Origin of the sequence: Edaphobacter flagellatus (assembly GCF_025264665.1) — a bacterium.
In the GTDB taxonomy this organism is placed as follows: Bacteria; Acidobacteriota; Terriglobia; order Terriglobales; family Acidobacteriaceae; genus Edaphobacter; species Edaphobacter flagellatus.
The window spans coordinates 2313444-2325660 of record NZ_CP073697.1 but is presented as its reverse complement, the minus strand read 5'-3'; the positions used below and the strand labels follow the sequence as shown (position 1 = coordinate 2325660).

Annotated in this window: 7 protein-coding genes; 6 read left to right on the top strand and 1 reads right to left on the bottom strand. The window is 59.8% G+C overall.

What is annotated here, in order from left to right; translation table 11 throughout:
• Positions 1–12: 12 nt before the first annotated feature.
• The 4 genes from KFE13_RS09680 to KFE13_RS09665 all read left to right on the top strand — a co-directional run bounded on the left by KFE13_RS09680 (position 13) and on the right by KFE13_RS09665 (position 7477).
• A complete protein-coding gene (locus tag KFE13_RS09680) occupies positions 13–987 on the top strand; it encodes an isoaspartyl peptidase/L-asparaginase (RefSeq protein ID WP_260702907.1) in 975 nt (324 codons plus the stop codon).
• A 100-nt stretch (positions 988–1087) separates the two neighbouring features.
• The gene (locus tag KFE13_RS09675) at positions 1088–1882 is read left to right on the top strand and encodes an endonuclease III domain-containing protein (protein ID WP_260702906.1); all 795 of its coding nucleotides are present in this window, start codon (positions 1088–1090) and stop codon (positions 1880–1882) included.
• A 208-nt stretch (positions 1883–2090) separates the two neighbouring features.
• Positions 2091–5774: a TonB-dependent receptor gene (locus KFE13_RS09670; RefSeq protein ID WP_260702905.1), complete on the top strand. Its 3684-nt coding sequence runs from the start codon at positions 2091–2093 to the stop codon at positions 5772–5774.
• A gap of 554 nt (positions 5775–6328) precedes the next feature.
• Positions 6329–7477 carry a hypothetical protein gene (locus KFE13_RS09665; protein WP_260702904.1) on the top strand — a complete coding sequence of 383 codons (1149 nt, stop codon included), beginning with the start codon at positions 6329–6331 and terminating at the stop codon, positions 7475–7477.
• Positions 7478–7483: 6 nt separating this feature from the next.
• On the opposite strand, the gene KFE13_RS09660 is transcribed toward KFE13_RS09665, so the two are convergent.
• Complete coding sequence (locus KFE13_RS09660) at positions 7484–8074, bottom strand: hypothetical protein (RefSeq protein WP_260702903.1); 591 nt, start codon at positions 8072–8074, stop codon at positions 7484–7486.
• Between the two features lie 106 nt (positions 8075–8180).
• On the opposite strand from KFE13_RS09660, the gene KFE13_RS09655 reads away from it, so the two are divergent.
• Together KFE13_RS09655 and KFE13_RS09650 are read left to right on the top strand one after the other, a co-directional pair.
• Positions 8181–9827, top strand: a complete 1647-nt coding sequence (locus KFE13_RS09655; protein WP_260702902.1) for an alpha-L-fucosidase — start codon at positions 8181–8183, stop codon at positions 9825–9827.
• A 20-nt stretch (positions 9828–9847) separates the two neighbouring features.
• Positions 9848–12106 carry a tetratricopeptide repeat protein gene (locus tag KFE13_RS09650; protein ID WP_260702901.1) on the top strand — a complete coding sequence of 753 codons (2259 nt, stop codon included), beginning with the start codon at positions 9848–9850 and terminating at the stop codon, positions 12104–12106.
• Positions 12107–12217 lie beyond the last annotated feature (111 nt).

Genomic DNA, 12217 nt, shown 5'->3' with positions numbered 1-12217 from the left:
AATCGAGCATGCATGAACACCTCTCCGATTTTGTTGATTCACGGCGGCGCATGGGCGATGCCGGACGATGCGATTGCGGCTCATGAGACCGGGATCGCGAATGCTCTTGCCGCCGGTTATGCGTTGCTCGAACGCGGCGCGAGCGCCGTCGACGCGGTTGAAGCTGCGGTTACTGTGATGGAAGATGATGAGACTTTCGATGCGGGTCGCGGGTCGTTTCTGACGCGCGATGGGCGCGTGCAGCTTGATGCGTTGCTAATGAATGGCGAGAACCTGCGTACAGGCGGTGTTGCCTGCGTCGAGCGGTTGAAGAATCCGATTCGCGCGGCGCGGCTGGTGCTCGACAAGAGCCCGCATGTCTACTTTGTCGGCACCGGCGCGGAGCGGTTTGCGACGCAGCACGGGATGTCGTTGATCGACAATGCGGAGCTGATCGTACCGCGAGAGCGTGAGCGGCTGATGGCCTTTCAGAAGGCCGAGCTTGAAGGCGCGGTGGATACGACATTCTCCGGGCCGGTGGGGCTGGATAAGGAGAATCCGGCGCCAGGTTTTCTGAATTCTCCGGATCCCCTGGCTTCGCACGATACCGTGGGTGCGGTTGCGCTCGACAGTTACGGACATATTGCCGCGGGCACGAGCACAGGAGGTACGTTGTCGAAGGCTCCGGGGCGCGTCGGCGATTCGTCACTGATCGGTTGCGGCTGCTATGCGGACGATCATTCCGCGGCCGTATCTTTGACGGGCTGGGGCGAGCCGATCATGAAGCTGGTGTTAGGCAAATGGGCGGTCGATCGCGTTGCCGCGGGCGTCTCTCCTGAGGAGGCGGCGCAGGCTGCAATCGCCTATCTCTATGCTCGGCTTGGCGGGCATGGTGGGATCATTCTGCTTGATCGACAAGGTCGTGTTGGGCTTGCGCACAATACGCCGCGCATGGCCTGGGGACTGCAGACGGTGGATGGGACGCAGATTGGCGTTACGCGGAACTGATATTGGGCCAGCTGTGTAATTCCCACTCAGGCGATGAAGCCGCATGCATGGGGCACCCGATCCGTTGCGATTGGGAAAAATCATTAAAATTGAAGATGTGATGCGCGAGTTATTTCCGGGGCAGGCAGTGGACGACGATCCGTCGTCGCATCGCCGTCTTACTCCTGAGGAGGCAGATCGTCTGCCGCATATTCATCGGCTGCTGCTCGGCTACTTCGGCCAGCCCGAGCCGCGCGAGCCCTGGGACCCACTCTCGCAGTTCATCTACTCACTGCTCTCTTCGCGCACCAAAACCGAGACAACCTATGCTGTGGTGCGTCATCTGCGGGCACGCTTCGGCACGTGGGAAAACCTGCGCGATGCCTCGCTGACCGAGATCGAAGATGCGATCCGCGACGTAAGCTTTCCCGAGCAAAAGGCCGTGCAGCTGAAGGCGGCGCTCGAAGGCATCACGGCTCGTTACGGTTCGCTGACGCTCGACTTTCTGGCGCGCTACCGCACCGACAAGATCCGTGCATGGCTTGAGCAGTTCCCGGGCGTTGGTCCGAAGACGAGCGGTGCTGTCGTCAACTTCTCGACGCTGCGGCGCAGGGCGATGTGCATCGACTCGCATCATCTACGCGTCACGCAGCGGCTGGGGCTGACACCACGGGCCGATGCGGCGACGACCGAGGAACGCCTGATGCGTCTGGTGCCGGAGACGTGGACGGCGGAGATGCTCGACGAGCATCATCAGCTGATCAAGAAGCTCGGCCAGACGATCTGCACGTTCACCGACCCAAAGTGCCGCCAGTGTCCTCTGTTGAAGCTGTGCCCTTATGGGAAAAGGCAGATCGCAGCCGAGGAAAAGATCGAGCAGAGCAACACGCCGAGGGCCTACCGCGAGCCCCGATAACGCAACTATTTTCAACCTTATAAAGCCTGTAATGGCTACGGAATGTCGAGACGCGCCGGCGGCTTCGCGGCCTGTCGGGTGTACTCCGCTGGGGCTACCCTCTTGCAAAATGAATAGTCATTCAGGTAGAACATCGCGTCACAAAGTTTCGCTCTCGCGCGGTTGTCTATTCCGGTAGGCTTCTGGCGCGGCTTTTGAGGTCAGTCCTATGTCGATGTCGTTTTCGCGGCTCTTCTCCCCGAAGTGCCTGGCCGCTGTTGTTTTCATGCTCCTGCTTGCGGTGCAGGGGTGGTCGCAGACTATCTCGACCGCGCAACTGAGCGGAACAGTGCATGATCCGTCCGGCGCAGTGGTTCCCGGCGCCAGTGTCACCATTGCGGATGCCTCGAAGGGCTTCAGCCGCAGTGCGACGAGTGATGGGGAGGGCAACTATCAGTTCCTGCTGCTGCCGCCAGGCACGTATGTCGTGACGGTAACGGCGACGGGCTTTGCCAAGCTGACGTCGAGCAATGTGGTGCTGACGGTGGGTGAGCAGGCGCAGCTGGCTTTGACGCTTTCGATCAGTGGCAGCGAGACCGTCAATGTGACTTCTGGCGCGGAGCTGATTGAGACGCAGCGCAGCTCGCAGGCGACGACGGTCGATCAGCAGAGGATTACGAACCTGCCGATCAACGGGCGCAATTACATCAACTTCACGCTGACCAACTCGCAGATCGCGCGTGATGCAGCTCCGGCGGTGGGTGCGATCCCGACGAGCGGGCTGAACTTCGGCGGCGTGCGCGCGCGTTCGAACTCGATCAACGTCGATGGCGCGGATGCGGGCGATTACATCTCGGGCGGCTCGAGGACGACGGTCTCGCAGGACGCGGTGCAGGAGTTCCAGATCATCACCAATGGCTTTTCTGCGCAATATGGGCGTGCTGCGGGCGGCGTGGTGAATATCGTAACCAAATCGGGCACAAACGATATGCATGCCAGCGCGTACGGCTTCCTGCGCAATCGCTACATTCAGGCAACGAACCCATTTTCGACGGTCGATCAACCTGCGTATACGCGCGTGCAGGCAGGGTTCACGATTGGCGGGCCGATTGTGAAGGACAAGACGTACTACTTCTTTTCAACCGAGATCACGCGGCGGCAGGAGTCGGGTTTTTCGACGATCGGCAGCGGCAACTTCGGGCTGACGAACATCGATGTCAGCAAGTTTTACGGCGCGCCTCCCGGAGCGCTGACGATTCAGGGAACGGCGGCGCAGGCAGCGTTTCTGAGCGCGGTCCCTGCCGCTACGCCGGGAATACAGCAGTATGTGGCGCTGGTTGGCTCTAGCTCGTCGCTGGCTCTGACGGGAAAGAATCCCGCGTTTTTGCAGCCGACGATCGGCACCAGCCGGTTTATTACGTCGGGACAGGCGACGCCGGGTTCGTATGTGCCGTTGAATTCGCTGGTGGGTAATTTCCCGATCACGGAGAAGACGGAGGTGTATTCGCTGCGGCTCGATCACAAGCTGACGGACAGGCAGCAGGTGTTTCTGCGCGCCAGCGCGAGCCCGAGTTTTGTGACAGGCATTCAGGAGAACGCCGCGAATCAGAATCTGGGCGAGAACTCATTCTCGCGTACGGCGTCGCAGCGGTTGCACGATTTCGCGATTCTCGGCCAGCACACGTACCTGATGGGTTCGAACAAGGTGAATGAGCTGCGGTTTCAGTACGCGCGTCATCCCGTGCTGTTTGCTCCGGCGACGACGGCGGGAGGTTCGGGTGTTGCGGTCAACATTCCCGGCTTTGCCTACTTTGGCAAGACGCCGTTCTCGGTGGTGGATCGCATTGAGAACCAGACGCAGCTTGCGGACAATTTCACGTACACGCGCTGGAGCCACACGTTCAAGGTCGGGGCCGACCTGCGCTACATTCCGATCAATCTGAAGCAGGGGCAGCTGTATGGCGGCGGCAACTATACGTTTGGCGCGTTGAATGCGACGGATGTCTCGCCACAGCTGGCGGGGCTGCCGGGCTTCTCGCCGATTCAAGCGTATGGGCTTGGCATTCCTCAGTCACTGGCGCAGGGCATCGGCATTACGAAGTACAAGTACGACCTGAAGGTGCTGGGCGCGTTTCTGGAAGATACGTGGCGCGTGACGCACAGGCTGACGGTGAACGCTGGAGTGCGCTACGACATTGAGGCGTTTCCGACGCAGAGCGCGCTGAATGCGAATACCTATGCGGCCGAGCGCGCGTATAGCATTCGCGAAGGAATCCGGCTGCAATATCTGAACTTCGCTCCACGTGTTGGCCTTGCGCTCGATGTGCGCGGCGACAACAAGACGGTGGTGCGTGCGAACTACGGCATGTTCTACGACAGAGCGCCGGGCAATTTACAGGCGCAGTCGAGCGTGTACAACTCGGCGACGGTGCCGCTGGTGATTCTTGCGGGAGGTTCGCCGTGCACGGCGGCGAGCACGGTGAGTCCGCTGAACCTGAATGCGACGAATGCATTTCAGGGCTCGCTGACGAACGCGAACTGCCTGCCGGTGGCGGGGTTGAATTATCTGCCGAACCAGCAGCGGTTTGATCCGAACAATGTGAATTCGATCTTCGTGAACCAGAACTACCTGTCGAGCGGGTTCCCGCTGGCGATTCTGCCTTCGGGGCTGCCGGCGGATGTGCATTTCGTGACGCCGTATGCGGAGCAGATCTCGTTTGGCCTGGAGCAGGATCTCGGCCACGACATGACATTGAATCTTGCATACAACTGGACTGGTGGACGGCATCTGAACCGTCCGGTCAATGTGAACCCGGTGAATCCGGCGCTGCTGGTGGCAAACTGGCGTGCGGCGGTAGCGGCGGTGAAGGCGGGCACGGCGTCGGTGCTGCCGGGGACTCCAGTGACGGCGGTTGCGGGGCCGACCTCGAATCCGCTGACGGTGGCGACGGCGAGCGGGACGATTCCGTGCGGCCTTGGGCCGGGCGGGCCGTATGTGGCTCCGCCGCTGCTGAACTTCTTCCGGCGCTCGGGCCTGAATGCTTCGCTGGCTCCGTTCCTGGTGAGTCAGGGTGCGGGACAGTGCGTCGCGCTGGCGAGTCAGATTGCTGCGGCGGATGGGCTGGGTGTCGGCATTCCGGTTCCGTTCGGTGATATGACGCCGAACCTGACGACCGGCACTTCGAACTACAACGGGTTGAGTGCGAACTTGAAGAAGCGCTTCTCGGCCGGGTTCGAGTTTCTGCTGAGCTATACGTGGTCGCACGCGATCGACGATTCGACAGATCTGGTTTCGAATTCGGATGCGCCGCAGAGCAACTTCAACCCGAATGCGGAGCGGTCGAGCTCGACCTTCGACCAGCGGCACCGGCTGGTGTTTTCGGGCGTGTACAACACGCGCAAGGTGGGTGCGGGCGGCTTTGCGACGGCGGTGTTTTCGAACGTGACGGTCGCGCCGATTCTTGAGGTGTCGTCGGGCAGGCCGTTCAATATTCTGACGGGAAGCGATACGAACTTCGACTTCGATCCGCTAACGGACAGGCCGAATGCGGTTGCGCCAACGAGCGGGACGACGAGTTGCGGCACGGCGCCGGTGCTGTCGAAGTATTCGCCGACGGGAGCTTTCAATCTGCCATGCTATATCGATGTGCCGGCGGGATCGCCGATCTCGGCTTACGGCGGAAATCTGGGGCGCAATGTTGGGGTGAAGCCTTATGTTGCGTTTACCGATCTACGGATCGCGAAGGGGATCAGCTTCAGCCACGAGGTTTCGCTGCAGCTGATGATGGACGTCTTCAACCTGATCAACAAGAACAACACGCTGGATGTGAACCTGCTTTATACGGCGGCGGGCCAGCGGACGGCGTCTAGCGATCCGCGGCAGTTCCAGTTTGGGGCGCGGTTGTCGTTCTAGGCGCGGGGCCGGTTTGTCCGGCCCAGCATCCTGCAAAGAAATGCAGGGTCCTTCGGCTCCAGCGAACCAGTTTGCTGGAGGGTCCGGTTCCTCGGCTCGCTCGGTTAGCTCGGGCGTCCTGGCTGCGTACCCCAGTGGTCGTTTTTGTGCAAAGTATTCTATTGACTTGCTTTATTGCGACGGTTACCTCTGGGTGCCCAGCGACGACAGGTTCATGACAGCTTCCATTGGTAGAATGAAGGCATACAAAAACCCCGCCCAATGAGCGGGGTTCGTTTTTCCATCCGATGTACCAACTATAGCACGCTGACGAAAACTAATCGGCACCGTCAAAACGGATGCAAGTCTTTTTATGTCAGCTAGTTGTAGGTTCAGGGGGCTTGACAGCCCTTTTTAGGATTGCGTGGCCGTTCCGTGGAACGGGGGCGCAATTGGCATCGTATAGAGAGAAGAAAGTTCCAGATGGGGTACGCGGGAGGTCGCATCGGCCTGTCAGCCCGTTTAGCGTGAGACCGCAACTTGGGATCCACAAAGACGGTTAATTCAGGGGAGCGATGAGAAAGATCTTCAGCGAACGGAAGACGCGTTGGTTGCGTCGTATGGCAGGGTGGCCGGCGGTATGCGCCGCTGCAGTTGCCCTGGTGGGCGGTACACGCCCTGCTCGCGCCGATGTAGCGTTTCTGATGGAAGAGCCCTATGGGCAGTTCGGCAATGTGAATCCGACGGGCCATGGTGCGCTGTACTTCAACCACATCTGCGCAGAGACGCCGACGCGGCTGCGCATGTGCCGCGCGGGGGAGCAAGGCGTTGTGGTGAGCCGGTATTACAAGGTTGGCGGATACGACTGGCTGGCGGTGCCGCTGATGCCGTATCTGTATGCGGTGGACCGCATCGAGGATATTCCGACGATGGCCGATGCAACGCTGCGCGACCAGCTGCGCGATGCCTACCGGCGGAGCCACCTGATGGCGATTGCTCCTGATACGGTTACAAAAGATGGAGCGATGGAGACGCCAAAGGGCGACTGGATTCAACTGGTCGGTTCTTCCTACGACCGCAAGATCTATGGGTTTCAGCTGGAGACGACGCGGGAAGAAGATGAGCGGTTCATCGATATGTATAACGACCGCCGGAATGTGAGTCACTTCAACCTGTTTTACCGCAATTGCGCGGACTTCTCGAAGACGGCGCTGAACAGCTACTTCCCGCATGCGGTGCGGAAGAGCTATGTGCTGGATTTTGGGATTACGACCCCGAAGCAGGTGGCGCGCTCGCTGACGAAGTACTCGAAGAAGCACCCGGGGACGCCGTTTACGGTGTTTATGATTCCGCAGGTGCCGGGATCGATTGCGCGCAGCCACAGGATCAACGGTGTGATGGAGTCGCTGGTGACGTCGAAGAAGTATGCGGTGCCGCTGCTGGTGCTGTATCCGGAGTTTACGATCACGCTGGGAGCGACCTATGTTGTTGCCGGCCGATTCCATCCTCCGGTGGATGCCGATCCGGTGATGTTTCCAGGTGAAAATGCGCGGACGATCGTGGCGCGGAGGGAAGCGCTGGAGCCTGTGATGGCGCTGACGGATATAGACCTGGAGGTCGTGAGCCAAACCCCTGCTGAGGCTGGTGAAATGAGTGCGGCGCGACAGCAGACGGATAGTTCCGCGAAGGGTTTTGGCGGAGTACTTTTTCAGCCTTCGGAGTAGGGTTCTTCAGCGGACGCTGAGCGCGGTGTCGACGTCGAGGACGAGAAGATCGCCCTGCACGATCATGGAGTGGATTTTGAGCGCGGTGAGGCTGATGGCGTAGCCGGTGGTTTCGGCGGATTTGGTGAGGAGCTGCCGCATCAGGTCGGCGGCGTTGACCTTCATCTGCTGCGGAAGCTGGCGCGAGAGGAAGGGCTCGAGTAGAAAATTAAGTTCGCGCGAGTCGGAGAGGTGGTCGATGCGCGCGTCGCGGAAGCCGATGGTTTCTCCTTCTGCATCGGGCAGTATGGAGACGTCGACGTCGCGGGTGAGAGTGACGCCGACGCAGGCTCCGCGCAGGCCGGTGCCGAGTTTGGCGCGGGTGTGGACGCTGACGACGACGCGGTCCTGCACAAATGTGACGTGCGGTTTTTCGGCGTAGACGTAGCAGGCGGAGTGAGCGTTGCCGCGGAGATAGTAGCGTCCGTCGGGCGCGTTGAAGAGCTGCGTCTTGAGGGTGCGTTCGATGGCCTGGGCGGAGACACCGACCTCGGTGGCGCGTGTGGAGAGGGGAGCAGCGAGCAGAAGGATGCAGGCGAGCAGCGGGCGTCGACGCATAGCTCTAGGATAACGGGTGATTGTTTCGTGTTGTTTTAGGGGAGATTTGTCGCAGCTATGGTGTAGTCTGCTTTCGTTTGCGAAACATTGGTTTCAGGAGGCATGAATGGCGGGAGTGACGCGGCGGTCGTTGTTGAAGGGGGCGGCGATGGCCGCGGCGGCAACCAGGATTCCTGGGGCGATGGCGCAGGGGACCAACGTGGTGATGCCGGGGAAGTTTCAGCCGACGTGGGAGTCGCTGAAGCAGTGGCGGATGCCGGAGTGGTTTCGCGATGCGAAGTTCGGCATCTGGGCGCACTGGAGCGCGCAGTGCGTTCCGGAGCAGGGCGACTGGTATGCGCGGCGCATGTACATGCAGGGCGATCATTGTTACGACTTTCACGTGAAGAACTATGGCCATCCGACGAAGGTGGGTTTCAAAGAGATCGACCACATGTGGAAGGCGGAGCGATGGGAGCCGGAGAAGCTGCTGGATCTGTATGTGAAGACGGGTGCGAAGTACTTCATGGCGCTGGCGTGCCATCACGACAATCTGGATTGTTTCGATTCGACGCATCATGCGTGGAACACGATGAAGGTGGGACCGAAGAAGGACATCATCGGCACGTGGGAGAAGCTGGTGCGCGCGCGGGGGCTGCGGTTCAGTGTGTCGAACCATTCGTCGCATGCGTGGCACTGGTTTCAGACGGCGTATGGCTACGATCCTGAAGGCCCACTGGCGGGTCAGCGCTACGACGCGTACACGCTGACGAAGGCGGATGGCAAAGGCCAGTGGTGGGATGGGCTCGATCCGCAGGAGCTGTATACGGGCAGAAACATGGTGATGCCGGATGGCATCAAGACGATTGCCGAGGCGAATGCGTGGCACAAGCAGAATGACGGACGGTGGCTGGAGACGGTGCCTCCGGCGAACCCGGAGTTTGTGAGGACATGGTTTCTTCGCTGCAAGGAGCTGATCGACAAGTACAAGCCGGACATGCTGTATCTGGACGATGAGGAGCTTCCGCTGGGACAGGCGGGGTTGGACCTGGTGGCGCACTTTTATAACGCGAGCGCGAAGTGGCATAACGGCGAGACGCAGGCAGTGGTGTCGGCGAAGGAGTATACGAAGGAACACATGGGCGCGACGATGCTCGATATCGAGCGTGGCAGGGCGCAGGGCATTATGGAGGCTCCGTGGCAGACGGATACGTGCATCGGCGACTGGCACTACAAGCGTTCGCTGTATACGGAGCACAAGTACAAGACGCCGGAGTGGGTGGCGCAGGCACTGGTCGATATTGTGAGCAAGAACGGCAACCTGATGCTAAATATTCCGGTGCGTGGCGACGGCACGATCGACGAGGACGAGTATAAGTTTCTCGACGAGTTCGGGCGCTGGATGCGCGTGCACGGCGAAGGCATCTACGGCACGCGACCGTTCAAGATCTACGGTGAGGGTTTGCCGGATGCGGCGGATTCGCACAACTTCAACGAGAACAAGGGCAGGAAGTTCGACGCGAGCGATATACGGTTTACGACGAAGGGCGACACGCTGTATCTGTTCGCGCTGGGCTGGCCGGAGAGTGGCAAGCTGAAGGTGAAGTCGTTGGCGAAGGGCAATACGCTGTATCCACGTACGATTCGCGGAGTGGAGATGCTTGGTGGCAAAGGCAGGCTACAAGTGACCCAGGACGCAGATGGGCTGGAGATTACGCTGCCTGCGAGGCCTGCGGATCAGCTGAGTGCGTTTGGGTTCAAGGTGTTGTCGTAAAGAGGAGTAGCTGTCTTATAGTGAATCTACTGCTGCGTTCTGAGGTTTATCTGTCCTGTATGGATTGCTGCCGTTCGTTCACTACTCTGTTAAGTCTTAGCCTTTTCTCAGCCGTACTGGCCTCTGCTCAGGGTTCGGCTACACCTGCGGAGATATCGGACCTGGCCCCCGGTAAGGTACGGCATACGATTGAGGCGCAACGGGCACTGATCGCAAGTCATCCGCATGATCCTTCGGGCTATGTCAATCTCGCATACTCGCTGACAGATGCGGGAAGCAACGATGAGGCTCGCGAGGAAGTTGCGAAGGCGGTTGCGGTGGCTCCGCACGCGGCATTTGCCTTTCATGCGCAGGCGTGGGTCCTGCATCACAACGCGATCGGCGTCGATTACGGCAAGGGGTTCGATTACGATGCTTCGCTGGCATCGTTCCGCAAGGCAATCGAACTGGATCCGAACGATCTGGACCTGCGGCAGAGCCTGGCGAATCTTCTGGAGTTCGACCGGAACGGCATTCGCTACGCCTCGGGCGCGAAGCTGAACGAGGCGATTGATATTCTTCGCGACGTGAAGGCGCGGCAGAAGACCGTGCAGACAGAGGTCGAAGACAATCTGATCATTGATCTGTTTTATGCCGGACGATTTGGAGAGGTGATGCCGGAGCTCTCAAATCTGCCGAGCTCACCGGTGCGCGACGGTGTGGCTGTCGCGGCTATCGCCGCTACGAAAGGTCCGGGGGCTGCAGTCGACTTCGCCAATCAGATCGGTGGTGACGAACAGAAGAAGAAGGACGCATTGAACTTTGCCGCGGCGGGGCTGTGGAACATGCGGCTTTACCCGCAGGCGACGGCGATGCTGACGGCGTCGCTTCCCGATGCCCCGGGCTCCGGTGAACTGGCCGCGAAAATTCAGCTCTTTCGCAACCTGCGGCCCTACAAGAGTGCGAACCTGCCTGCGACTGATCCGCGGAGCCCGGTTCAGCGATTGATTGTCGGCGTCATGAGCGACACGTTGACGGAGGAGGTGATAGCAGAGTGCGTCTCTCGCCACGCCTTCGTCAACGAGGCCGACTGGAAGCGCAGTCTGCCCCAGGCCAACACGATCGCGGGTGTCTTCCGGAACCTGTCGCGACAGACGGGGCTTCCCCAGGTGGTGGTGCAAGACATCGTGCTGGGAACAATGAAGATCACCAAGGCGCCGTCGAACGAAGGGGGCTCGCGGATCGTGGTGCAGTTTGCGGGTGTCCCCTCACAAAGCTTCTTTGTCATGCAGGAAGATGGAGGGTACAAGGTTGTTGCGGCCAGCAAGGACCTCGGCAATGTGGGCACAGCGGCTCTCTACCTTTTACACAGTGGTCGTGAGGCGGAGGCAGTGTCCCTGCTGAACTGGAAGCGGGAGATGATGCAGCGCGAGCAGGGCGAGGATCCTTTGGGCGGGCTGCTTTTTGCTCGACTATGGACGAGCGGAAAGAGCTCTGGAGCGCAGTCGATCGAGGTTGCAGCGGCATCGCTGGTGCAGGACAAGACGGAACTCGCCAGTCTACTTTCGCAAATTCAAACGGCGCATGGCGATGCGAAGACGGACGCAGAACGGGAGAATCTGGACCTGTTGCTGGCGTCGATGTATCTACGTGTTGGCGATCGAGCGAACGCAAAGCTAGTCGCAGAACGACTACTGCATGGCCATCCCGACTCGATGACCGCGATCCGGTTCGCGGGCAAGGCATACAAGCTGAATACAGAGTGGGAGGCGTGGCGGTCACTCGTAGAGGCAAGGCTCAAGAGACAGCCAAACGATCGCAGTCTGCTGCTTGAGAGTGCAAACGAGGCTGCGGCAGAGGGAGACTTCACACAAGCCCGTAAGGCGTTGCATAGCATCCTTGCAAGCGGCAACGGCACAGCGGAAGACTACAACCAGTATGCGTGGCTCAGCCTCTTTGTCGCTCAGGTGGATGATGATGCGCTTGCCGCCGCGCAGCAGGCGACGCTGTTGAGCAAGAACAGCAACAGCTCCTATCTACACACTCTGGCCTGTCTCGATGCGGCGCGAGGGCAGACTGCGGAGGCGCGGCAACTACTGCTGGAGGCCATGTCGAGGGGAGCGATGGAAGAGCCAAACGGTGTGATCTGGTACGGCTTTGGCCGCATCTATGAGCAATATGGCCTGATGGATGCCGCGGCCCGGGCGTATCGGCGGGTGAGCAGACCTGAAGATCCAACCGACCCTGTGGATACCTATGTGCTGGCGCAGGCGCGGCTGAAGATGATGCGTGCGAGCTAAATATCTCGAGATATCGAAGGATTAGCGTGTCAGATTGAGCTATTGCTCTGCTGGTGTTTTGGTCGTGCGATGATCGACTGATATCCGTATAAAGAGAATGCTTGCCTGAGG